This window comes from Phocaeicola sartorii JCM 17136 = DSM 21941, assembly GCF_054653615.1.
Genome location: NZ_BAAIFW010000005.1, coordinates 2,737,578 through 2,762,665 on the forward strand (window position 1 = coordinate 2,737,578; position 25,088 = coordinate 2,762,665).

The window sequence follows — 25,088 nt, forward strand, 5'->3', positions numbered from 1 at the left end:
GAGACTGTGGAGAATAACGGATTCGAACCGTTGACCCTCTGCGTGCAAGGCAGATGCTCTAGCCAGCTGAGCTAATCCCCCGAATCTTGAGATTCGTAGTCCCAGGCAGAGTTGAACTGCCGACCTCTACATTATCAGTGTAGCGCTCTAACCAACTGAGCTATAGGACTAAGTTCAACCTAGTCTGTATTAGACCCGGCTTCTTCTTTCTCTTCTCTGTATTTCTACAGTTATATGTTAAATAAACAACCAGCAGCACAAGGACAAGAACCTTTCGATCAGTCATCCTCTCCAGAAAGGAGGTGTTCCAGCCGCACCTTCCGGTACGGCTACCTTGTTACGACTTAGCCCCAGTCACCAGTTTTACCCTAGGGCGCTCCTTGCGGTTACGCACTTCAGGTACCCCCGGCTCCCATGGCTTGACGGGCGGTGTGTACAAGGCCCGGGAACGTATTCACCGCGCCATGGCTGATGCGCGATTACTAGCGAATCCAGCTTCGTGGAGTCGGGTTGCAGACTCCAGTCCGAACTGAGAGAGGCTTTCGGGATTGGCATCCACTTGCGTGGTAGCGGCCCTCTGTACCCCCCATTGTAACACGTGTGTGGCCCCGGACGTAAGGGCCGTGCTGATTTGACGTCATCCCCACCTTCCTCACATCTTACGATGGCAGTCTCCATAGAGTCCTCAGCATGACCTGTTAGTAACTATAGACAAGGGTTGCGCTCGTTATGGCACTTAAGCCGACACCTCACGGCACGAGCTGACGACAACCATGCAGCACCTTCACACTCGCTATTGCTAGCTATAACGTTTCCGCTATATTCGAGTGCAATTCAAGCCCGGGTAAGGTTCCTCGCGTATCATCGAATTAAACCACATGTTCCTCCGCTTGTGCGGGCCCCCGTCAATTCCTTTGAGTTTCACCGTTGCCGGCGTACTCCCCAGGTGGAATACTTAACGCTTTCGCTTGGCCGCTTGCAGTGTATCGCAAACAGCGAGTATTCATCGTTTACCGTGTGGACTACCAGGGTATCTAATCCTGTTTGATACCCACACTTTCGAGCATCAATGTCAGTGGCAGTTTAGTAAGCTGCCTTCGCAATCGGAGTTCTTCGTGATATCTAAGCATTTCACCGCTACACCACGAATTCCGCCTACCTCAACTGTACTCAAGGCTGCCAGTATCAATTGCAATTTTACGGTTGAGCCGCAAACTTTCACAACTGACTTAACAACCCATCTACGCTCCCTTTAAACCCAATAAATCCGGATAACGCTCGGATCCTCCGTATTACCGCGGCTGCTGGCACGGAGTTAGCCGATCCTTATTCATAAAGTACATACAAAAAGGCACACGTGCCTCACTTTATTCCTTTATAAAAGAAGTTTACAACCCGTAGGGCAGTCATCCTTCACGCTACTTGGCTGGTTCAGGCTCGCGCCCATTGACCAATATTCCTCACTGCTGCCTCCCGTAGGAGTTTGGACCGTGTCTCAGTTCCAATGTGGGGGACCTTCCTCTCAGAACCCCTATCCATCGTAGACTAGGTGGGCCGTTACCCCGCCTACTATCTAATGGAACGCATCCCCATCTTATACCGAAGTTCTTTAATCACGAGAAAATGCTGGCCCGTGATACCATCCCGTATTAATCTTCCTTTCAGAAGGCTGTCCGGGAGTATAAGGCAGGTTGGATACGTGTTACTCACCCGTGCGCCGGTCGCCATCAGTCTTAGCAAGCTAAGACCATGCTGCCCCTCGACTTGCATGTGTTAAGCCTGTAGCTAGCGTTCATCCTGAGCCAGGATCAAACTCTTCATTGTAAAAATATTCTTTCCACTATTGCTAGTGTTGTAATCTGCTCAAGGATCCAGATCTATCAATATATTAACTATTGACGGTTCTTGTTTTTCCATACATCATATATATAATGTATAGGCTTGTACTACTTGTTTGTTTATCTATAAGTCTTTCAAAGAACTCTTCTTCTTGTTGTGCTATCGGTTTCGAAAGCGGATGCAAAGGTAAGGGATTTAATTTTAACCACCAAATGTTTTCGAAAGTTTTTTTTTGAAAAAGTTTTTTTTCAAGGCGGCCGGTTGTACGTTCCGAAAGGTCTTGTCCGTTCTCGCTCCCTTAGCCACGCTAAGGTAAGATACCGGGTGCAGATCCTTATAAAGGAAAGCAACGCTCCTACGTTTGTATCACCAAGTCGGTCACACTGTTTTTGTCAGTGCCGCATCTCTCCCGATTGCGGTTGCAAAGGTAGACGGTTTTAACTTAACAGCCAAACATATCTTACGGTTTTTCCTGAACTTTTTTGAAACTTGTTTGTAACAGGCTGATACAGAGATGTGTTATAGGACATGTTTTTTAAGCGGACTCCGGAGGAGGGGAAAGGGACACACATTATAATATTCACGCGCGGGCGGGCGGGTGCGCATACAGGTGCGTAGACGGGAGGAGAAAAGGGAAAGAATGGGAAAGGAAGCGGATTACGGCAGCGGCAAAAAACATCAGGACCTTTTTTAAAAGGACCGGCATCTTTTTGGAAAAGACCATCATCTTTAAAAAAAAGACCGTTATCTTTTTATTAAAGACCGTCATCTTTTTGGAGAACGGCCTCATCCTTTTCCGAAAGGACAAGAACGTCCGGGCCGGAAAGGAAAGGGCATTTCACATACATATCCGGAGAATTCCGTGCACACCCGGACGATTCACACAAAACACCTGCAACAGAGTTTTGCAAAACTGCTGCCACTGCTACCACTCTTCCTACTGAAACCACGATGGACAGGGCCTCTCAAGGGGTGGTGGCACCACCTTTTTTTATGCGGAAAAAAGGGCTGCTGCCACCACTTTCACCTGTTTTTTACCCCGGAACGACCGGTGGAGGGGGAAAAAACAGGAGGCGGAGGAGGACCAAACGACGGGAAAAGGAGACGGGTACGGACAGACAGAAACCGGAAATCACGCCGGCAGAACGGAGCCTGATGAAGGACAAGACTTTGACCGCAACCTGACGGGAATCCGGTTGCGGACAGACAGAACCACGGTTGCATACAGACAAAGCCACAGTTGCAATCCGTCAAAACCACAGTAACAATACAGTGGAACTCTGGTTACATCTTGACGGAACTGAAGTTACAGCCGGACGGAACTGTAGTTTCAACCGGATGGAACTAAAGTTTCAGCCGGACGGAACCGGTTGAAACTCCTTGTCCGTATGCTCATTCATTGTAGCTTAACGCTTCAGGCTGACTACTACTTCATCTTACTTGTAAGGATGGTTGACGGAGTTAATACTTAGTTATAATATCAGTTGACTCTTTCTAATAAAAATAATTGCCGCAGAGATAGATACATAACCACTCTGCAGCAATTGTTTTATTGCAATATCCAAGTGCATCGATCTATTAATTGTTTTTTACCATCACCGGCACGCACTTCTATTTCATTGCTTCCTTTTCTGAGAGGAACGTCCTTGAACAAACAAACTTTCAATCCGTCCGGTTTCATCTTTCCACACAGACGTCCATTCACAATCAATCTCACTTCTTCTACATTCGAAAAAACCTGTACATCAACGAGCGGTTTCACCCGATCCACATTACGGCGCCCTGCAATATAAACCATAGGCTCCGGATTCCAATTGGCCCGGTAGAAATAATAGGCATCCTTTTTTATCTTGCGGTCATGAGTCACCAACCCCTTGTCATTAACGCCCGGGCGATCACCTTCCGTACGATGAGCCGCGCCGAAATCGAACATATTCCATACAAAACTCCCCCACACATACGGACGCTCACTAATTATTTTCCAATTCTGAATGTGATATTCCGTTTGCCAATTCTCAGGATGCCACCAGCTTCCAGGCACAGTCTGCACCAAAGAGTCCTGCTGATGATAGATACTGGCACCCGCACCATACTCGCTGATAGCGATTTTTATTCCGGGGTAGCTCTTATGAGTAGCATCCAGCCATGTGGCAAGCGTAGCCGGCGTAGCCCCATACCATCCGTCATAGCGATTCCAAGCTATATGATCCGTAATGAAATTCAACGCACCACCCTGATTACTTGCTGAAGTCGTAGGGCGAGTAGGATCTTCCCTATGTGCCATGGTATTCAACTCCTTTATATACTCTACAGGATTGTCTCCCTGTTCTTTTAATTCATTGAACAATCCCCAAAAACAGATACTGGGATGATTGTAATGCTGACGGATCATCTCCTTCAACTGTTCCTTGCCATTTTCACGGAAAGAAGGCTGATCCACAAAACCTTTATCAGCATATCCCCCCGGTCCTACAAATGGAATCTCAGCCCAAGTAACAATACCGTTCTTATCCATTAAATCATACATATAAGTAGCTTGCGGATAATGCGCCAGACGGATAGCATTCACTCCCATATCAAGCATGATACGAGTATCTTCCTCGTGATGTTCCGGATGAAGAGCATTACCCACTTCCGCCCTCTCCTGATGGCGGCATACACCATGCAATGGCAAATGTTTTCCATTCAAGAAGAAACCTTTATCGGGATCTGTGGTGTAATAACGTAATCCTAACGGCTGCTCCACCTTGTCCAACTCTTGTCCGTCCTTAATCAAGGTCACCACCGCCTGATACATGAACGGATCTCGTGTTCCGTTCCAAAGACGCGGATTCGTCAGTATGAACTCTATATCCTCTGCTTGTACATCTGTACGAGGAGTCATGCTCACTTCTTTTTCTGCTTCATACACTGTCTTTTCTCCATCATTAATCTGCAACCGGACTACTGCTTTCCGAAGTTCTCCCGTTCCATTAGAAAGATTGACGCGCGCACAAACAGCTGCCTGTTTGTCCGTTACCTGTTGCTGTATAAGATAAACACCAGACGATGCATAATCCAGCGGAGAGATACACAGGTTATCAGTCAGCAACAGATGTACATCCCGATAGATACCGCCATAAAAATTAAAGTCACCGACCAATGGCATCACATCCAACTGTTCACCATTGTTGACGCGTACCAGCAATGTATTCTCTTTTCCATATTCCACCTTATCGGTTATCTCGAAGACAAAAGCTCCATAACCGCCCCGGTGCTCACCTATATGTTTACCGTTCACAAAAACATTGCTCACACAATTCGCTCCTTCAAAACGTAAAAAAAGCCGCTTGCCCTTCCAGTCGGGACGGATGAATATCTTTTTAGTATAATTGCCTATTCCCCGTTTGTAATCTTGCTTCCCCCCCAAGGCGTCTTGTGCATTCCAAGTATGAGGCAAGTCTACTCTATGTGCCGCATTAGCATTTACCTGATGGGAAAAACGAAAACTCCAATCCTGATTAATAAGTTTGTCTTCTCTTTGCGCGAATGTCGGTAGGCTGAAAGCCGCAGCAAACCATATAGCAAAAGTTAGTCTAAGGTTTTTCATAAGTATTATTATTCATATTTTGATTTATGTTCTTACAGCAAAAATAAGCAAAAAAGTTGAAAGGCTGAGGAAAGTGCAGAAAAATAGTTAAAAACGAAAGAGGCAAGACCAGACTTTCTTTTAAAGAAAACAAAAATCCCCCCATGATCTGACCGATAAACCGATATCTCACCCTGGCAGTCAGCCATGCGGGGCAGGAACAGTATACTGAAAATCTTTTATGAAGGTTTACAATATGTCCCATTTCTTGTAAGGGATATCCGTAGATCATTAGAGCAACTGCAACGACTAAAGTCATAGGAGTCCACATTAAATGCTGCTATAATATTGAATGAATCGATATATTTGCAGTGCGTATCACTGCAGTACATTATTTTACCGTTGGATAGAATAGCAACTATTTGTTGATTATACAGATTGAATGCAATGTCAAGAATATCACCATCAATGATATGTCTGTTACCACGGAACTTGTTTTGTTCCCATAATCCTTTATCTTTTCCACCAGATGTCCATTCCTTAAAGAAACGCGTTTCCAAATATCTGCGTCCGTCTGTGCAGGCAATCAAGGGCCTTTCTTGATGGGCGACCATTTGTTTGGCATTCGTTTCTCCTGCTTCTTTAATCAGACATTGCATCTTGTCGTATTGCTTCCTCACCCCCGTGTGGTAAATTCGAATCTTTTGGTCGTTAGTAAATACAGCGATAAAAGGTTTACTTTGTATTGGTTGAATTGAAAGAATAGTGCTACCGTCCATATATTGTGACAGTAAATTTCCATCACGAGTGCTCCATAGATGAAGTGTTTGTCCTTTTTTATCTACAGCGGCAAGTGTTCTGTCAGGCAGGAAACACACCATACTTGGGTTTGGTGTAGGACTTTCCAGCCATTCCTCATTCCCACTTTTCAGATCGAACAGATATAGATCGTTCTCCTTTTTTCTAATCACTTTATCACCATAGGTTATCAATTTTCCCGTATGATTAGATACAAAGTGCTCTCCATACCATATTTCATTTCTACTTTCGCTATTCAATACCCATGTACTATCGTCTGTTTCTCCCATTAGCCATTTACCGTTTTCTGACAAATGTATGTTCTTCACAATAGAAGGACAAGCAAAGTCTGCTACTCTTTTTTCATTGTCCAAGTCCCATAATTGAATTTTCCTCTTTGTTCCGACACTATGAAAGCCTAAAGTCGCGGCACTCCTCCCATCACTGGATATTGCTGCATCCATTAGTAGAATCGCACCTCTGGAAAGTTCATATTGTTGCTCACCTTCACTTTCAACAATCAATCTGCCATCACCGTATGATATCGCCTGAAATGAATCATTCCCCACTTTCGACAGAATGTCTTTTTGTCGGGGACTATTATTCGCAGTCCAAGGTGTTGTTCTTCTTAAAGATGTAACATTTTCCCCTTCAATAGGATTCTCCCATTGTTTCCCGTCAATTGTATCCATTTTATGGCAATCTCGCAGATCATAGCGTACCAGTAGTCGTCCATTATAATAGAGATATAAGATATGATCTGCAATAATACATTTCTGCAGTTTATGAAATATATTCATTCCACCATCTCCAATTACTCCGGAATAATGCCATTGCTTGTCATCTTCCATACTGAACACATAGATACTGCTTGCAACAATAAACAACCTGTTGCCATGAAACTCCATTTTCCCCACTTTCTTATTCAACTCATGATTAAACACCATCATGCCGTTATCAAGAGAGAAAATATTGAGTTGTATTTGTCGTTCGCGTTCTTTAACAGCTATGGCTGCTAGAAAATCTCTTCCTTCCGACAGACAGAGGTTAGTGTATAATACAACATCGTCTGAAGACAATCCGACTGTCGTCTTATCAATTTCTGATTCACTCAAATCTATCTTCTCATCACCAATAGGGTTGTCTGGCAGTCTATGCCCTTTTAGCCATAGTTTTGAATAGTCAGGAGTACCGCTCGAAGCTGTTCCGGGAAAACAACTAAACAGATTATCAACAAGGAAGTGCGAACGATCTTCTATTATTCCCATACCTGCTTTATGTACATTACAAGCGATGCCGTTCTTCCAGTATTCTCCACTACCCCATCTGATGTGTGTCATTACGGAATATGGAATCTTCCTGCTATTCCATAATTCCATTATGTTATCTTTTATCTGGCTTTGACGGATAATCCATTGAGCCGACAGATAGTCACGATAAATCTAATGAGGAAAAGCCATGATAGTGTTGTCACGATGAAGCAATCGCATATCTTGTGTCAGGAAGTCCATTATTTTCGTGACATTAAGTTCTGGCATTTTTTCTTCCCTGTAGTGTTCTTGAATGGGTAATAGTTTATCATTGTCAACAATAATGTTTTGTAGAACCTCATTAAACAATGTCCTGAACTCACTAAGACTATAATTCAACCGACGTTTGCGCTCATACTTGTAGGCTATAGCAGGAAGAATGCAACTAATACACATTTTGGTTAGCAACATCCTCTCCCCGTCCGTGCCACTTCTTTTCATCATTAGAGCCATCTGTGCCACATAGTAATTATGAAACAAATCTGTGGAATTTTTTACAGGAAATCTCCAATCGAGAAACTCAACATCCATAAACTCAGCAGCCACCGAGCAGATTTCTTTATAAATAGTTACCATCATCGGATTGCCTAACAGCTGATGCAATGCTCTTGTTCCTTTTATCCTTGCCCACTCTATATCATTAAAATAGCTGTATATCTGTGTATCCTCAAGCGGCTTTAGTTTTGTGCTCCGATAACCGGGCATACTATATCTTAATGTAAAATTCGAACGGGAAGTTACCACAATCCGCAGACCTTTTAGCATGTTCAGCCGTTGTATTTCCAATACAAATGACCGTTCATGTTTACCATCCACCTCGTTCAAACCATCTATGAATAATGTAAGTGTTGGCTTTGAATACCTGTTTTGAAGATTTTCACGGAATGTATGTATGTCGTTGTCATAAATGAACCTGGCACAATAATCCTCTATTCCAATCTTCAGTGCGACCAATCGTTCTACAGGTACATAAAGTATTGGTTCTGATGATTTCCGACAATATTCGAGAAGCATGGTCGTTTTTCCCATGCCACCATCAGCCAATATAATGATATGGTGAGTATTGCTGTCCCATGTTGTTTCCAGCAGTTGCTCAAATGATGTTATATTGCCATCGTCGTCAATGGAAGGAAGCAGACCTTGTTCAACTTTTTCTGGTAATCTGTAAAAATACTGTTTATTGGCATCTTTTGCAACTTTAGTCGTTCTTGACAATCCACCATCTTGTACAGTTAAAAGCAGACATTCATAGCGGTCTCTCTTCTTGTTGTCAAGATCTAATATCGGATATTGCGCCCATCCCTCCGGGAACCAAGTGTATGCCATAACCTGTACTTTCCCAGATATATGGTCGTATTCTCCTATTAAGAATGTAGCATTGGCCTTGTTTTCATACCTTAACTCACCAGCCTGCAATTGGTGCAGATAGTGTATCGGCTGCGCCACATGATCGTGTTCGTGACCTGCCAGCCATAGACGTATCTCGTTCTTTTGCAGAATACTAGAAATATATTTTCTCTCGTCTTGTAGCAAAGAAGTAATTGGGTAGTGTGTCAACAGAATCGTAGGCTTGTTCTTATTGACTTTATTTATTTCCTTATACAGTGCATGTGTACCAACAATCAGGTCATTAGCCTCTTGGTCTTTTGTATATGATATTGTAGTGTCAACATGAAGAATATTAAAGTCGGGAGTCTCAATTACAAAGTGTGGTCTGTCAGGATTACCATACATTGCAACTCTGTCTGGCTTGAATATTTTTAAAAGAAAATCCTTGAAATCGGTCTCTCCCTTCATTATATTCACAAGATCTGCACTGTCAATTATTCCTTTTGCAGGGTCGTAATATCCTTGTCGATGGAACATTAGTTTTTCTATCGATGATTTTCTTTCGTCCAGGTCCCTATTAACATCGTGGTTTCCCGGCACTATGAACAGCCTATCAGAAGATATGCCAACAACTTGACATATCTCTTTAATGTATATGGCCATATCATCCGTAAACCCACAGTCTTTTGGGCCGGCAGTCTTAATATCGCCAGTACAGAACACATAATCACATTTAAGCCCTTCTCTTGTAAGAAATTCAGGAAGTTCATCCCGCATCATATCGGTTGACATATCTGTACTCCCCAAATGAAGATCTGATAAATGAAGCCAACGTATCATATCAATCATTCTATTCTAACCTTAAATCCGCAACGCTATAGTTTTATAATACACCTGAACAAAACAACGATAAAATTAACTATAATATTCCAATCTGGAAATTTTATTGTCGTTTTTCTCCTTCAAAATAAAATGAGTTTAACAAAAAGCACTTTACTTGTGGTCCGAATTTACGGAAAGGGTGTATCCATTAGAAATGAGCGTATGCCTGTTACCCGTTATGGTAATATGGTTACGTATTAGTAGATTATCTACTGTATTATTCTTCCGCGCGTTGTGTAAAAATAAAAAAGTCCCGAAGTATAAGACTTCAAGACTTTTCTTGTTTTTGCTATCCTATCATAAGATAGCGGTGCGTACGGGACTCGAACCCGTGACCCCATGCGTGACAGGCATGTATTCTAACCAACTGAACTAACGCACCAATATATTAACGAACTGAAAAAAATTTTTGGCGGTGCGTACGGGACTCGAACCCGTGACCCCATGCGTGACAGGCATGTATTCTAACCAACTGAACTAACGCACCAATATTTCATTTTGTCTTCCTTTCAACGCTTTCTCTCTCGATTGCGGGTGCAAAGGTACGCATTATTTTTAAATGTGCAAGCGTTTTGGCAAAAACCATGCAAAAATATTTTCCAAGCACCTCTTCCATCTCTCCCCTCAAATTACGATATTGTTATTATTTTAATCTTTTTCTTAAACTTCTTGTTAGAATATTTAGCTTATTGGCAATAATTCGCTATTTTTGCGCACTCAATAGATTAAAATCGGAAATAAGGGAAAAAGATGAATACAACTGCAAAATTATTGTTGCACTGTCCAGACCAACCGGGCATTTTGGCAGAAGTAACAAACTTTATTACAATTAATAGAGGTAATATTATCTACTTGGACCAATATGTGGATCATGTAGAAAATATATTTTTTATGCGTATAGAATGGGAAATAAAGGATTTCTTTATTCCTAAAGATAAAATAGAAGATTACTTCGAAACATTATATGCCCAGAAATATGGAATGAAATTCCGTCTTTACTTCTCGGATGTAAAGCCAAAGATGGCCATATTTGTGTCCAAGCTGTCCCATTGCCTGTTCGACATGCTGGCACGCTACACCGCCGGAGAATGGAATGTGGAAATACCACTGATTATAAGCAACCATCCCGACCTGCAGCATGTGGCAGAACGCTTCGGCATTCCTTTCTATCTCTTCCCCATTACCAAAGAAAACAAGATGGAACAGGAAAAGGCTGAAATGGAGTTGCTGGCCAAACACAACATCAACTTCATTGTGCTGGCACGCTATATGCAAGTGATCTCCGAACAAATGATTGAAGCATATCCCAACCGCATCATCAACATACACCACTCTTTCCTTCCCGCATTCATTGGGGCTAAGCCTTATCATGCAGCTTTTGAACGAGGAGTGAAAATCATTGGTGCCACCAGCCATTATGTCACCACCGAACTGGATGCCGGACCGATTATTGAACAGGATGTAGTGCGCATCACACACAAGGACACCGTACAGGAACTGGTCAGTAAAGGTAAAGATTTGGAAAAAATAGTCCTTTCTCGCGCTGTCCGGAAACATATTGAACGAAAAGTATTGGCTTATAAAAATAAAACAGTTATCTTTAGCTGATGAAAATTGCTGTCGTAAAATATAATGCAGGAAATATTTACTCCGTAGACTATGCTTTGAAGCGTCTTGGAGTAGAAGCAACCATCACTTCCGACAAGGAAACACTGATGAGTGCCGACAAAGTCATCTTCCCCGGTGTGGGCGAAGCTGAAACAACCATGAACCATCTCCGGAAAAACCGGCTGGATGAAGTGATCAAAAATCTAAAGCAGCCCGTGCTAGGTATCTGCCTGGGAATGCAACTGATGTGCCGGCACTCTGAAGAAGGAAATGCCGACTGTCTGGGCATCTTTGATACAGATGTAAAATTGTTCTGCCCCACACGGCACGAGGACAAAGTGCCGCACATGGGATGGAACACCCTGACCCATACACGCAGCGACCTGTTCAAAGGGTTCATCAAAGAGGAATTTGTGTACTTTGTACATAGTTTCTACGTACCTCTGAACGAGTTCACGGCAGCACAAACGGATTATATCCTCCCCTATAGTTCGGCCTTGCACAAAGATAATTTCTATGCGACACAGTTCCATCCTGAAAAGAGCGGAGCCGTGGGCGAACGAATCCTGAGGAACTTTTTAGAATTGTGAACCGTTACATTATATATAATAATGTATAAGAAGAAATAGATATGATAGAGTTAATTCCTGCCATCGACATTATTGATGGCAAATGCGTCCGTCTTTCTCAAGGAGATTATAACACCCGGAAAGTGTATAACGAAAATCCGGTTGAAGTAGCCAAAGAGTTTGAGGCTCATGGCATTCATCGTCTGCACGTTGTCGATTTGGATGGAGCAGCTTCACACCATGTTGTGAATTACCGTGTACTGGAACAAATCGCCAGCCGTACTTCTCTGATCATTGATTTCGGAGGAGGGATAAAGACAGACGAGGACTTGGTCATCGCTTTTGATAATGGCGCACAAATGGTAACCTTGGGCAGTGTAGCTGTAAAAAATCCCGAACTTTTCAAGAAATGGCTGGAACAATACGGAAACGAGAAAATCATTCTGGGAGCTGACGTAAAGGAAAACAGAATTTCCGTCAATGGCTGGAAAGAGGAAAGCCAACAGGAACTGATTCCTTTTTTGAAAGATTATACCAAAGAAGGTATTTTCAAAGTGTTGTGTACCGACATCAGCCGTGACGGAATGTTGCAAGGGCCTTCCGTTGAATTATATCAGCAAATTCTGAAGGAATTTCCGGACATGCATCTGATAGCCAGCGGAGGAGTAAGCTGCATACAGGATATTATCAACCTGGAAATAGCCAAAGTCCCGGCAGTTGTTTTCGGAAAGGCGTTATACGAGGGAAAAATCACACTGAAGGAACTAAACCGTTTCATGTAAAAGCAAATTATGTTAGCAAAAAGAATCATACCTTGCCTGGACATCAAAGACGGGCAAACCGTAAAGGGAACCAACTTCGTAAACTTACGTCAGGCAGGTGACCCCGTAGAACTGGGACGCGCCTACAGTGAGCAAGGAGCTGATGAACTGGTCTATCTTGACATCACTGCCAGCCATGAAGGACGCAAAACTTTTACCGATTTGGTAAAACGGGTAGCGGCTAATATCAACATCCCCTTTACCGTGGGAGGAGGCATCAACGAACTAAGCGACGTAGACCGACTGCTGAGCGCGGGAGCCGACAAAGTATCCATTAACTCATCGGCCATCCGCAACCCGGACTTAGTGGATGAGATTGCCAAACATTTTGGTTCACAGGTGTGTGTGGTAGCCATTGACGCCAAGCAGACCGGAACGAATTGGAAATGCTACTTGAACGGTGGCCGGATTGAAACGGACAAATGCCTGTTTGACTGGGCCAAAGAGGTAAATAATCGTGGCGCAGGCGAAATACTCTTCACCAGCATGAACCACGACGGAGTCAAAAACGGCTACGCCAACGAAACCCTCTCCACTTTGGCTGATTCACTGACTATCCCTGTCATCGCATCAGGCGGCGCCGGGTGCATGGAACATTTCCGCGATACATTTGTAAACGGAAAAGCGGACGCTGCATTAGCTGCCAGCGTTTTTCATTTCGGAGAGATTAAAATTCCCGAATTAAAACAGTATCTTTGCAAGCAGGGAATTAATGTGAGATTATAACTTTGTTTTTAATCGCATCAAAATCTGTTCCCGTTGCCATCCCTAAACAAGATGAAGAACCGGCAAACGGTCTTCAGATACTCCATTCCACAGAGAATGACGATGCTGATGATTTTTTAAACAAGTTCTATACAACACGGATTATATAACAATAAAAATATAGGAAAATGGATTTGAATTTCGAAAAAATGAACGGGCTGATCCCCGCCATCATACAAGACAACAGCACTAACAAAGTACTGATGCTAGGGTTTATGAATGAAGAAGCATACCGGAAAACAGTGGAAACCGGCAAAGTCACCTTCTTCAGCCGCACCAAGAACCGTCTGTGGACAAAAGGGGAGGAAAGCGGAAATTTCCTGAATGTAGTTTCCATGAAAGAGGATTGTGACAAGGACACCTTGCTGATTAAAGCAAACCCTGCAGGTCCCGTATGCCATACCGGAACAGACACCTGCTGGGGAGAAGAAAACAAAGAGGACATCATGTTCCTGAAAGAATTACAGGATTTCATTGACAAACGTCATGAGGAAATGCCCGCTGGTTCTTACACCACCAGCCTGTTCGAATCCGGTATCAACAAAATGGCACAGAAAGTAGGCGAAGAAGCTGTGGAAACAGTTATTGAAGCCTGCAACGGAACCGATGAACGACTTATCTATGAAGGAGCCGATCTGATATACCATATAATAGTACTGCTCACCTCAAAAGGGTATCGCATCGAAGACCTTGCCCGTGAATTGAAAGAACGTCATAGCGCTACGTGGAAAAAACACTAAAATGATGGACGGGCCTCTCATTCGATATAAAAACGTACACATCAACCAACAAGAATTAAGCGTATTGGAAGATGTGAATCTGGAACTGGACAAAGGGGAATTTGTTTACCTCATCGGAAAAGTCGGCTCCGGAAAGACGTCATTGCTGAAAACGATTTACGGCGAACTGGACATACAGTCGGGAGAAGCCGAGGTGCTGGGCTACAACATGACTGACATCAAGCGAAAACATATTCCCGAACTGCGCCGCCGTCTGGGCATTGTCTTCCAAGATTTCCAGTTGCTGACAGACCGCACCGTACACGCCAATCTCAGCTTTGTGCTACGCGCTACCGGATGGACAAACAAAGCAACCATCAAGGCACGCATCGAAGAAGTATTGGACCAAGTGGGAATGACCGGCAAAGGATACAAAATGCCCAACGAACTGTCGGGCGGTGAGCAGCAACGCATCGTTATCGCCCGCGCCATCCTGAACCGGCCGGACATTATACTGGCCGACGAACCGACCGGCAACCTGGACACAGAAACAGGCCGCAAAATTGTAGAGCTTCTGAAATCCATCTGTGCCACAGGTTCAGCCATCGTGATGACCACCCATAATCTGCACCTCTTGTCAGAGTATCCGGGAGTTGTCTATCGCTTCGAAAACCATCATATTAAAGAAGTGACAAACGAATACTGCACTTTTTCTCGCTAAAATGCTGATTTTTGCAGTCTTATTTGTATATTTGCACGCTAATTATCAATATAGGAACAATTAAAATACGAAACGAAAAATGAAAGTTTTAAAGTTTGGAGGTACTTCGGTAGGTTCTGCACAAAGAATGAAAGAAGTAGCCAAATTAATTACCGACGGTGAACAGAAAATTGTTGTACTTTCAGCCATGTCTGGAACTACAAACACGTTGGTTGAAATTTCGGATTATCTGTATAAGAAAAATCCCGAAGGTGCGAATGAAATCATTAACAGACTGGAGGCTAAATACAAACAGCATGTTAATGAACTTTATTCTACTGACGAGTATAAACAGAAAACACAGGGATTCATAAAGGCACAGTTCGATTATATTCGTTCGTATACAAAAGATATTTTCACACTGTTCGAAGAAAAAGTAATCCTGGCACAAGGAGAGCTGATCTCTACCAACATGGTCACCAACTATTTACAGGAACAGGGAGTCAATGCTATTCTGCTTCCGGCACTGGAGTTCATGCGCACGGACAAAAACTCGGAACCCGATCCCGTATATATTAAGGAGAAACTGGCCGCACAGCTGGAGATACATCCGGATGCTGAAATCTATATCACGCAAGGATTTATCTGCCGTAACGCCTACGGTGAAATTGACAACTTGCAACGTGGTGGAAGCGACTATACCGCATCACTGATCGGTGCCGCTGTAAATGCCTCCGAAATCCAGATATGGACAGACATTGACGGTATGCACGATAACGACCCGCGCATTGTGGACAAAACTTCTCCCGTACGCCACCTGCATTTCGAAGAAGCTGCCGAGCTGGCCTACTTTGGCGCGAAAATTCTGCACCCCACCTGCATACAGCCTGCCAAATATGCCAATATTCCCGTCCGTCTGCTTAATACAATGGAACCAGCAGCTCCGGGCACATTGATTTCCAACGATACGGAAAAAGGTAAAATCAAAGCGGTTGCCGCCAAAGACAATATCACTGCCATCAAGATCAAATCGAGCCGCATGTTGCTGGCCCACGGCTTCTTGCGCAAAGTATTCGAAATCTTTGAGAGCTATCAGACTTCCATCGACATGATCTGTACTTCAGAAGTCGGCGTTTCCGTATCCATTGATAACACCAAGCACCTGAATGAAATATTGGATGACTTGAAGAAATATGGTACAGTAACCGTAGACAAGGATATGTGCATCATCTGTGTTGTCGGTGACTTGGAATGGGAAAATGTAGGTTTTGAGGCCAAAGCGCTGGACGCCATGCGCGACGTACCGGTACGTATGATCTCATTCGGCGGTAGCAACTACAATATTTCTTTCCTGATCCGTGAAGAAGACAAGAAAAAAGCATTGCAGTCATTAAGCGATCATTTATTCAACAATAAATAATTTCTACTGTAGGGGCGGATTGAATCCGCCCGAATGCATCTCACTGTATAAAGTAGGTGTTTTCGGGTGAATTTAATTCGCTCCTGCTCATAATAACAAAATACAATATGAAAGGAACATTCCCCGTAAACAAGTTCAGAGAGTTGGAGACTCCCTTCTACTATTACGATGTCAATGTGCTGCGAGAAACCTTGTCGTGCATCAATAAGGAAGCCGGCAAATACAATAATTTCTGCGTGCATTACGCTGTGAAGGCCAATGCCAACCACAAAGTTCTGACAATTATCCGCGAAAGCGGTCTGGGAGCCGACTGTGTAAGTGGCGGAGAAATCCGCGCAGCCATTAAGGCCGGATTCCCGACAAACAAAATAGTCTATGCAGGCGTAGGCAAGACAGACTGGGAAATTAACCTGGGATTGGATTATGATATCTTCTGCTTCAACGTAGAGTCTGTACCCGAACTGGAAATCATCAACGAACTGGCTGCCGCCAAAGGCAAGACAGCCCGTGTAGCTTTCCGTATCAACCCGAATGTAGGTGCGCATACCCATGCAAATATCACCACCGGACTGGCTGAGAACAAATTCGGTATCAGCATGGAAGATATGAACAAAGTGATTGATATGGCCGAAACACTGCCTCATGTAAAATTTGTAGGCTTACACTTCCACATCGGTTCTCAGATTCTGGATATGGGTGATTTTGTGGCCTTGTGCAACCGTGTAAACGAGCTACAGGAAAAACTATATGCCCGCCAAATCATAGTAGAGCATATCAATGTAGGCGGCGGCCTGGGTATAGATTACTCCCACCCCAACCGTCAGGCCATCCCCAACTTCGCGGAATACTTTGCCACCTATCACAAGCATTTGAAACTACGCCCCCAACAGACTTTACATTTCGAACTGGGACGTGCTGTGGTAGGACAGTGCGGCAGCCTCATCAGCAAAGTGATTTACGTCAAGCAAGGAACCAACAAACAATTCGCCATTCTGGATGCCGGCATGACCGACTTGATTCGTCCTGCCCTTTATCAGGCATATCACAAAATAGAGAACATCACTTCGGAAGAACCCATAGAAGCATACGATGTGGTAGGTCCTATCTGCGAATCATCCGACGTATTCGGCAAAGCCATCGACTTGAACAAAGCACACCGTGGCGACCTCTTCGCCCTCCGCTCAGCAGGAGCGTATGGTGAAATCATGGCATCGGCTTACAATTGCCGTACATTGCCCAAAGGATATACTTCGGAAGAGTTAGTATAAACCAACTGCTTTGGATATAAAGAAACGGCGGCGCTTTATGTATAAAGCGCCGCCGTTTCTTTATCTATCTCCCGGAATAAAATCTTCTTTTATAAACTCATCATACACACGTTGCGGATGATCTGCTTTGGAGAATCCATTATTACCAAAATTCAGTTCACGAAACTTCTTCAGTTTCAAGTTACCTTCCGCATACTCACGCAAGGTTTTCTGCTTACCTCCCAATATGGAACTATCCAGTACCTCGCATTCCAATAAATTTTCCTTCGGAGTAAAATATTCACGAAAGCATCCTTTTAACATTAAATTATAATTAAAATTGGACTTTTGAATAAATAAAGAATATTCACCCTGCCACAATTCAATTATTTGCTGTATTTTTGCACGTTTTTAATACAGATCATGCATGGAACTATTCACCATAGATACAATCTTACCGGCTGTTTCGGGAGTCCTGTTCACCGCACAGGCCATTTACCATTTAGGGCTATATAGCAAACTATACACTCACAGTAAAGAAACAGCATATACCACCGATGTAAAAACCGAAAATCCTCCGCTGTCTGTCATCATCGTAGCAAAAGACGCTGCCGGTGAATTACAAGAAAACCTTCCATTCATTTTAGAGCAAGACTATCCGGAATTCGAAGTGATTGTGATTTACGACCGCTCGGCGGATGATTGTGACGACACCTTGAAATTACTGGAAGACAAATACCCTCATCTCTATCATACCTTTATCCCCGAAAGCGCACGCTATATCAGTCATAAGAAGCTGGGAATAACAATGGGCATCAAAGCCAGCCGTCATGAATGGCTGGTGTTTACCGAACCCAATTGCCGGCCGCAAAGCAATCAATGGCTGAAACAGATGGCACGCAATTTCACACCTGCCACCGAAATCGTTTTAGGATACAGCAACTACGAAAAAGTACCGGGATGGCTGAATAAGAAAATCACTTTCGACACGTTGCTGAACTCGATGCGTTATTTGGGTATGGCCGTTTCCGGACATCCCTATATGGGTACAGGACGGAATCTGGCTTATCGGAAAGCGCTGTACTACAAGCAGAAAGGATTTGCCTCCCACCTGAATCTGCAACGCGGAGAGGATGATTTGTTCATCAATGAAACGGCCCATGCGCACAATACACGAGTCGAGTCCAGCCCCGAAAGCCTGATGCGAATCGCAATGCCCAAATATAAAAGAATATGGTGTGAGGAGAAAATAAGCTATGCGGCTACCAGCCGGTTGTTCAAGGGAGCAGCCCGTCATATCATGGGACTCGAAACTTGCAGCAGGCTGTTGTTTTATGCGGCCATCATCGCCACTATGACCGTCAGTATTCTTTCCCATCAATGGATTATTTTAGGTATTGCCGTTTTGTTGTGGGCAACCCGTTTCATGATGCAACTGATTGTTTTCAGAAAAACCGCCAAAGTTCTTGGTGAGCGGAAGTTCTGCGCATTACTCCCTGTTTTCGATTTTCTTCAACCCGTATGGAATGGGGTATTCAAACTACAACGCAAGTTCAGACGGAAAAATGAGTTTATGAGAAAATAAAAAGAGAATGAAACCAGACAATCAAACAGTTCCTCCTCCACATAATCACTGCCTGCAAAAGAAACGGAAGAGCATTCATTGCGAAATTTAACAGGATTACTCCGATTTCTATCCCCAAACGTTGCCGAACTCTTTTTATTTTACTATGTTTGCAACTATCGAAATGTACAGTTCCGAAATGGGCATTTCGGAACTGTACATTTCGATAATAGTTAAAACATTGATTATATGAAGTTCTATAACCGAGAAAAAGAAATTAAGTTGCTGGCTAAGATACAAGAAGCCGCAGAAGAGAATGCTCAAATGGTAACCCTGATGGGGCGCAGACGAATTGGGAAGACGAAACTTCTATTTCATGCCACCCAAGACACTCCTACCCTATATTTCTTCGTTGCCCGTAAAGCCGAGCCATTATTGTGCCGAGACTTTATAGATGAAATAACTTCAGTACTCCAGTTGCCCATTTATGGTGAGATTCAAGACTTCAGAACTATATTCCAACTGCTAATGGACTATTCTAAAACAATGAAATTCAATTTAGTCATTGATGAATTTCAGGAGTTTTATACAATCAATCCATCTGTTTACAGCGATATGCAGCATCTTTGGGATAGAAATAAAGACGACAGTCACATTTGTTTATTTCTATGCGGTTCCATCTATTCATTAATGCATCGAATTTTTGAAGGCAATCATGAACCGTTATTCGGCAGAGCCACCCAACAGATTTTCCTAAAGCCTTTTAGTACCATCACACTTAAACAAATATTATCAGAGAATAACCCCGGATACACTTCTGAGGATTTATTAGCATTCTATACCTTCACCGGTGGAGTAGCAAAATATGTAGAATTATTCGTTGATAACAAAGCTTTGACACATCATAAAATGATAAAATTGATGTGTCAGGAAAATTCTCCTTTCCTTTCAGAAGGCAAGAATATATTAATCGAAGAATTTGGCAAAGAGTACACCATCTATTTCTCTATCTTATCATGCATAGCCAACGGCTTCACAGCTAGGACAGCCATAGAAAGTTATTTACAACGTGAAATTGGAGGATATCTAACCCGTTTGGAAAACGATTTCAATATCATAAAGAAACGTATTCCCATGTTCAGCAAAGCAGAAAACCGCAATGTACGATACGAAATAGAAGACAATTTTCTCCGCTTCTGGTTCCGTTTTTTCTATAAATATATTCGCTATATCGAGGCGGGTGCATTAGAGAAACTACAGGAAATCATCATAAGGGACTATCCTACCTTCAGTGGTCATGCTCTGGAAGAATATTTCAAGTGCAGATTTCGCGAGAAAGGCGAATTTACCGCTTTGGGAGGTTATTGGAATAGAAAGGGAGAGGATGAAATCGACCTGATCGCTTTAGATGAAATTGAAAAAAAGGCAGTTGTTGCAGAAATCAAGCGGAACAGACAGAATATCAAGATGGATACATTGATGTTGAAAGGAACAGCTATTCAAAAAGAGTTGAAGGGGTATTCGGTAGAATATAGAGGATTGGATATGGAGGATATGTAGACAGCAAATCACCCTAATCATAGTAAAATCCCTTATTTATAGACATTCCGGCAAACATGTCATTTTTTGAAGGAGACGAAATGCCAAAGTCAGGAAAAAAGAGTCCAATGTTATCATTCATACACTGATTTAAATTATCTTTGCAGATAAGAAATCGTATTACAAGAGCATCTTGCAAATAGAGACAGACTGACAATATGAAAAGATCAATAAAACATTTGCCCAAACGCACGCAGGAAGAACTGGCGGTGCTACAGGAGTTGATATTGAAATATCTCGTGAATGTGCGTATGATTATCCTGTATGGGAGTTATGCGCGCGGAGAGCACGTCATCTGGGATGAAACATACGATGAACACGGAGTGCTTACCTACTACCAGAGTGATTTGGATATTCTGGTGATATGTGATACTGGCGATGTAAATAAAGCCGAGAATCATGCGCGTACCTATATCCTCCCAAAGTATGAGATGCGAATGGAAGGAAGGCGGCATCCGGCACCTCCGCAAATTATTGTGGAAAACACAGTGGGCATAAACCGGGCAATAAGGAAAAGCATTATTTCTTTTATGAGATAATAAAAGATGGCATTCTGTTTTATGACGACGGCATGTTCCAGTTTGGCAAACCGAAGAGGTTGCCGTATCGGGAAATCAAGCAATATGCAAGGGAAGAATATGAAGGATGTTTTGATATGGCAGAAAGTTTTTTAAAATCCGGTCATACCGCCTGCAAAGATAGTAATTTTAAATATGGCTCATTTGAATTGCATCAGGCCTGTGAACGCTTCTATAAAACGTATTTGCTTGTTCATAGCGCCACTCGCCCTAAATCTCATAAACTGGAGGTAATGGGAGCGATGGCAAAGAGCCGTTCACGAGAGTTCGCGAATGTGTTTCCAATAAATACCCCCGAGGAGAAAGAGGCGTTTGATAAATTATGTCGTGCGTATATCGAAGCACGATACAGCCGGGATTTCACCGTCAGCAAAGACCAATATGAGTATATGCTGACACGTACCGAGATGCTGCGCAAGGTGACTATCCGTGAGTGCACTGCACGCATGGCATATTATGACAAGATGATAGAGAAAGAGGAGAAAAGAAAAGGATAAAAATCAAAGAGAATCATCCGCATTCGTGGATAAAAAGAAAAGCATCTCTTTTTTGTGTTGATTTATCCGCAGTTTGCAAATAGTTACAATCATACGTTATTCAGTACTACGGCTGTTTTTGATGCTTATCAAAGGATTTGGGCAGGAGGTGTACTTGCTATGGACTTATATGGCCAATTCAATAGCAGCCACACACCCTGGACTTTGCGAGAGGAACTGGGTAGCGGAGCAGACCGGATGCGCGGCTACTATGGCGGTCGCTACATAGACTCCAATCAGATGACAGTACAGATGGAGTTAAGACAACACATCTATGGCAGACTGGGATGTGTGGCATGGATAGGCGGAGGCACAGTTTTTCCTTCATCCAGCAAGTTAAGGCTTGCACACATATTACCCAATTATGGATTAGGCTTGAGGTTTGAATTCAAACATCATGTAAATATCCGCATTGATTATGGTTTTGGAAAAGAAACCGGAGGATTTGTGTTTCAATTTGCAGAAGCATTCTGATAGTTGAAGAATTGGTGGAATTACCTATGAAACTATTCCAGATATTTTAATGGGAAAAAGTCACCGGATAAAATCAAGAAAAAAGTAAGTTAACTTCATGGGCAAAGTAAGTTAACTTCATTGCCCAACTAAGTTAACTTACTTTGCCCATGAAGTTAACTTACTTGCTTATTCAAAACGAATAGACTTTGCCGGATGAATACGCGTCACCAAATAGGACGGTCCGATAAGCATCAATACCGACACCAACAACGTACAGACATTCAATAGCAGATAAATCCAGATATTGAATTCAACAGGAACCCGATCTACATAATAAGTGGCAGGGTCCAGCTTGAGAAGATGAAATTGAGACTGGATGAAGCACAATGCCACCCCGATGATATTCCCCCATAACATCCCCCTGCCTATCAAAAATACGGAGAAACTGAGGAATATCTTACGAATGGCCAAATTATCAGCACCCAATGCCTTCAGTACCCCGATCATATTGGTACGCTCCAAAATGATAATCAGCAGACCCGATATCATGGTGAATCCGGCCACCCCCGTCATGAGAAACAGGATGACCCACACATTCATATCCAGCAAATCCAGCCATGCAAATATCTGAGGATTGGCTTCTTCCACCGTCTGAGTATAGTAAGTACCCCCGTATGCATCCACCTGCGTATCCACCCGGATACGGATTTCCTCTTTCACCGGCTCCAACCGACCATACTCATTCACTGCCAGTTCTACACCGCTCACCTGCCCTTTCCGCCAACTATTCAAACGGTTCACCGTATATAAGTCGGTTATCAGGAACAAATCATCGTATGCGGAAAAATTGGTCTGATAGATGCCTGCGACAGTAAGCCGACGGGCACGCACATTGTCCTCTATATAATAGGTATAGATTTTATCACCCAGCTTCAGATGAAGTTTGTCGGCAATGGTGCGGGACACCAGTACCCTATTGGTAGAGACCGTATCCGAAAAAGCCGGGATTTCCCCCTCTTGCAAATGATGCTTCAAAAACTTCCAGTCGTATTCATGAGCAACACCTTTCAGCACCATTCCCTGAAAACTGTCGTCTGTCATAATCATCCCCGGCTTGGTGGAATAGCGCTGCACGTGCTTCACTCCGTCCAGTGTCTTCAACAGATGGAGCAAGCTGTCGTTGGCAACGATGGGAACTGTCTGATAAGATTGCTGGGAGTCGAAATTGGTTATCATGATATCGGAACCCAAGCCCACCACCTTGTCGCGTACCTCATGCTTGAAGCCGATCACCACCGCTACCGACACAATCATGACGGCCAGCCCGATGGCTATGCCCAGCATAGCAATGCGGACGGCAGGCTTGGACACCTCTTTTCCACCCTCATTGCTGCGATAGATGCGTCTGGCAATAAAGAGCTTCCAGTCCATATCAGTCTTCCACTCTTCCGGGATATGCTTCCAATGCCTTACGCAGTACGAACAGCGCACGGACCAGATCCTCTTTCTTCAACACGTAGGCAATACGCACCTCGTTGCGGCCCGCACCCGGAGTGGTATAGAATCCGGCAGCCGGAGCCATCATGACCGTTTCGCCCTCATAGTTGAATTCCGACAGACACCATGCACAGAACTTTTCACTGTCGTCCACCGGCAATTTGGCAACCGTATAGAAGGCTCCCATCGGTATGGGTGAATAAACGCCCGGAATGCGGTTCAACCCATCAATCAGGCACTTACGGCGTTCCACGTATTCGTCATACGTCTCGCGTGTGTATTCTTCGGGGGCATCCAATGAAGCCTCGGCAGCAATCTGACCGATCAAAGGAGGACTCAGACGTGCCTGGCAGAATTTCATGACGGCATTTCTCACTTCCTTATTCTTGGTAATCAACGCACCGATACGGATACCACATTCGGAATAACGCTTGGACACCGAGTCAATCAGCACCACATTTTCTTCGATACCTTCCAAGTGACAGGCAGAAATATAAGGAGAGCCGGTATAGATAAACTCGCGGTAAACTTCATCCGAAAACAGATAGAGATCATACTTCTTCACCATGTCACGAATCTGGTTCATCTCGCGACGGGTATACAGGTAACCGGTCGGATTATTCGGATTACAAATCAGAATAGCTTTTGTGCGTTCGTTTATCAACTCCTCGAACTTCTCCACTTTCGGCAGGGAGAACCCTTCCTCTATGGTAGTCGTCACCGTGCGGATCACAGCTCCGGCCGAAATGGCAAATGCCATATAGTTGGCGTAGGCAGGCTCCGGCACAATGATCTCATCCCCCGGATTCAGACAACTCAGAAAAGCGAACAGCACCGCCTCCGAGCCTCCGGTAGTGATGATGATATCATCAGCAGATAAATTGATATCATACTTTTTATAATAACCCACCAGTTTCTCGCGGTAACTGCGGTATCCCTGGCTGGGACTATATTCCAAAACGGTACGGTCAATATTACGAATCGCATCAAGGGCCGCTCGCGGAGTGGGCAGGTCGGGCTGACCGATATTCAGGTGATAGACATGAATTCCTCTCTGTTTTGCAGCATCGGCCAGCGGTGCCAATTTGCGAATTGGCGATGCGGGCATCTCGTTTCCTCTGATGGATATTATTGGCATAATGTTATAAAAATTATTTAATCGAAGTGCAAAGATAGACTTTCGCAACCAACCGAGCAAACAATTAATTAAGAATTTAAATCTTTGTTATCTTAATGCGCATTTTTTAGGGTTATTAAAAAAAAACATGTAAGTTTGTTCCAGT

The 25,088-nt window shown here is 43.5% G+C and carries 18 protein-coding genes, 4 tRNA genes, 1 rRNA gene and 1 pseudogene; 13 read left to right on the forward strand and 11 right to left on the reverse strand.

Annotated elements, in window-relative coordinates; all coding sequences use genetic code 11:
• Positions 1 to 7: 7 nt before the first annotated feature.
• The 3 genes from ACYQ0C_RS11620 to ACYQ0C_RS11630 all read right to left on the reverse strand — a co-directional run bounded on the left by ACYQ0C_RS11620 (position 8) and on the right by ACYQ0C_RS11630 (position 1,824).
• Positions 8 to 81 (reverse strand) — tRNA-Ala (locus ACYQ0C_RS11620).
• Positions 82 to 96: 15 nt separating this feature from the next.
• A tRNA-Ile gene (locus ACYQ0C_RS11625) sits at positions 97 to 170 on the reverse strand.
• A gap of 125 nt (positions 171 to 295) precedes the next feature.
• Positions 296 to 1,824, reverse strand: a 16S ribosomal RNA gene (locus ACYQ0C_RS11630).
• A gap of 966 nt (positions 1,825 to 2,790) precedes the next feature.
• Between ACYQ0C_RS11630 and ACYQ0C_RS11635 the strand changes: the two genes are divergently transcribed.
• Positions 2,791 to 3,024, forward strand: a complete 234-nt coding sequence (locus ACYQ0C_RS11635; protein WP_032942092.1) for a hypothetical protein — start codon at positions 2,791 to 2,793, stop codon at positions 3,022 to 3,024.
• Positions 3,025 to 3,388: 364 nt separating this feature from the next.
• Here ACYQ0C_RS11635 and lacZ4 read toward each other — a convergent pair whose 3' ends face one another.
• From lacZ4 to ACYQ0C_RS11660, 5 genes are all read right to left on the reverse strand, one after another.
• Positions 3,389 to 5,428: a beta-glucuronidase LacZ4 gene (gene lacZ4 / locus ACYQ0C_RS11640; protein ID WP_016277820.1), complete on the reverse strand. Its 2,040-nt coding sequence runs from the start codon at positions 5,426 to 5,428 to the stop codon at positions 3,389 to 3,391.
• Positions 5,429 to 5,646: 218 nt separating this feature from the next.
• Entirely contained in the window at positions 5,647 to 7,584 is a 1,938-nt protein-coding gene (locus tag ACYQ0C_RS11645) for a WD40 repeat domain-containing protein (protein WP_016277821.1), read from the reverse strand.
• Positions 7,585 to 7,647: 63 nt separating this feature from the next.
• Positions 7,648 to 9,693 carry a metallophosphoesterase gene (locus ACYQ0C_RS11650; protein WP_016277822.1) on the reverse strand — a complete coding sequence of 682 codons (2,046 nt, stop codon included), beginning with the start codon at positions 9,691 to 9,693 and terminating at the stop codon, positions 7,648 to 7,650.
• Positions 9,694 to 10,034: 341 nt separating this feature from the next.
• A tRNA-Asp gene (locus tag ACYQ0C_RS11655) sits at positions 10,035 to 10,108 on the reverse strand.
• A 28-nt stretch (positions 10,109 to 10,136) separates the two neighbouring features.
• Positions 10,137 to 10,213 (reverse strand) — tRNA-Asp (locus ACYQ0C_RS11660).
• 263 nt (positions 10,214 to 10,476) lie between these two features.
• Between ACYQ0C_RS11660 and purU the strand changes: the two genes are divergently transcribed.
• From purU to lysA, 8 genes are all read left to right on the forward strand, one after another.
• A complete protein-coding gene (gene purU / locus ACYQ0C_RS11665) occupies positions 10,477 to 11,334 on the forward strand; it encodes a formyltetrahydrofolate deformylase (RefSeq protein WP_016277824.1) in 858 nt (285 codons plus the stop codon).
• Positions 11,334 to 11,924, forward strand: coding sequence for an imidazole glycerol phosphate synthase subunit HisH (gene hisH / locus ACYQ0C_RS11670; protein WP_016277825.1), 591 nt, complete (start codon positions 11,334 to 11,336; stop codon positions 11,922 to 11,924). Before purU ends, hisH begins: the two co-directional genes overlap by 1 nt.
• A gap of 41 nt (positions 11,925 to 11,965) precedes the next feature.
• The gene (hisA, locus tag ACYQ0C_RS11675) at positions 11,966 to 12,685 is read left to right on the forward strand and encodes a 1-(5-phosphoribosyl)-5-[(5-phosphoribosylamino)methylideneamino]imidazole-4-carboxamide isomerase (protein WP_016277826.1); all 720 of its coding nucleotides are present in this window, start codon (positions 11,966 to 11,968) and stop codon (positions 12,683 to 12,685) included.
• 9 nt (positions 12,686 to 12,694) lie between these two features.
• Complete coding sequence (gene hisF / locus ACYQ0C_RS11680) at positions 12,695 to 13,450, forward strand: imidazole glycerol phosphate synthase subunit HisF (RefSeq protein WP_016277827.1); 756 nt, start codon at positions 12,695 to 12,697, stop codon at positions 13,448 to 13,450.
• A 167-nt stretch (positions 13,451 to 13,617) separates the two neighbouring features.
• Positions 13,618 to 14,229 (forward strand): bifunctional phosphoribosyl-AMP cyclohydrolase/phosphoribosyl-ATP diphosphatase HisIE, encoded by a 612-nt coding sequence (gene hisIE / locus ACYQ0C_RS11685; protein ID WP_016277828.1) that lies wholly within the window; start codon positions 13,618 to 13,620, stop codon positions 14,227 to 14,229.
• Position 14,230: 1 nt separating this feature from the next.
• The gene (locus ACYQ0C_RS11690; protein ID WP_025019681.1) at positions 14,231 to 14,929 is read left to right on the forward strand and encodes a cell division ATP-binding protein FtsE; all 699 of its coding nucleotides are present in this window, start codon (positions 14,231 to 14,233) and stop codon (positions 14,927 to 14,929) included.
• A gap of 79 nt (positions 14,930 to 15,008) precedes the next feature.
• On the forward strand, positions 15,009 to 16,328 hold the full coding sequence (locus tag ACYQ0C_RS11695) for an aspartate kinase (RefSeq protein WP_016277830.1): 1,320 nt from the start codon (positions 15,009 to 15,011) through the stop codon (positions 16,326 to 16,328).
• 107 nt (positions 16,329 to 16,435) lie between these two features.
• A complete protein-coding gene (gene lysA, locus ACYQ0C_RS11700) occupies positions 16,436 to 17,596 on the forward strand; it encodes a diaminopimelate decarboxylase (protein ID WP_016277831.1) in 1,161 nt (386 codons plus the stop codon).
• Between the two features lie 60 nt (positions 17,597 to 17,656).
• Here lysA and ACYQ0C_RS11705 read toward each other — a convergent pair whose 3' ends face one another.
• Complete coding sequence (locus tag ACYQ0C_RS11705; RefSeq protein ID WP_016277832.1) at positions 17,657 to 17,899, reverse strand: hypothetical protein; 243 nt, start codon at positions 17,897 to 17,899, stop codon at positions 17,657 to 17,659.
• Between the two features lie 103 nt (positions 17,900 to 18,002).
• Between ACYQ0C_RS11705 and ACYQ0C_RS11710 the strand changes: the two genes are divergently transcribed.
• The 4 genes and pseudogenes from ACYQ0C_RS11710 to ACYQ0C_RS11725 all read left to right on the forward strand — a co-directional run bounded on the left by ACYQ0C_RS11710 (position 18,003) and on the right by ACYQ0C_RS11725 (position 22,326).
• Positions 18,003 to 19,160 carry a glycosyltransferase gene (locus tag ACYQ0C_RS11710; RefSeq protein WP_016277833.1) on the forward strand — a complete coding sequence of 386 codons (1,158 nt, stop codon included), beginning with the start codon at positions 18,003 to 18,005 and terminating at the stop codon, positions 19,158 to 19,160.
• 228 nt (positions 19,161 to 19,388) lie between these two features.
• A complete protein-coding gene (locus ACYQ0C_RS11715; RefSeq protein WP_016277834.1) occupies positions 19,389 to 20,699 on the forward strand; it encodes an ATP-binding protein in 1,311 nt (436 codons plus the stop codon).
• Positions 20,700 to 20,896: 197 nt separating this feature from the next.
• Positions 20,897 to 21,813: pseudogene (locus ACYQ0C_RS11720) on the forward strand (HEPN domain-containing protein).
• 54 nt (positions 21,814 to 21,867) lie between these two features.
• Positions 21,868 to 22,326: a hypothetical protein gene (locus ACYQ0C_RS11725; protein WP_016277837.1), complete on the forward strand. Its 459-nt coding sequence runs from the start codon at positions 21,868 to 21,870 to the stop codon at positions 22,324 to 22,326.
• Between the two features lie 168 nt (positions 22,327 to 22,494).
• Here the strand turns inward: ACYQ0C_RS11725 and ACYQ0C_RS11730 are convergent, their stop codons facing one another.
• Together ACYQ0C_RS11730 and ACYQ0C_RS11735 are read right to left on the reverse strand one after the other, a co-directional pair.
• Positions 22,495 to 23,739, reverse strand: coding sequence for an ABC transporter permease (locus ACYQ0C_RS11730; protein WP_016277838.1), 1,245 nt, complete (start codon positions 23,737 to 23,739; stop codon positions 22,495 to 22,497).
• A gap of 1 nt (position 23,740) precedes the next feature.
• Positions 23,741 to 24,943, reverse strand: coding sequence for a pyridoxal phosphate-dependent aminotransferase (locus ACYQ0C_RS11735; RefSeq protein WP_005851630.1), 1,203 nt, complete (start codon positions 24,941 to 24,943; stop codon positions 23,741 to 23,743).
• Between the last annotated feature and the right edge of the window lie 145 nt (positions 24,944 to 25,088).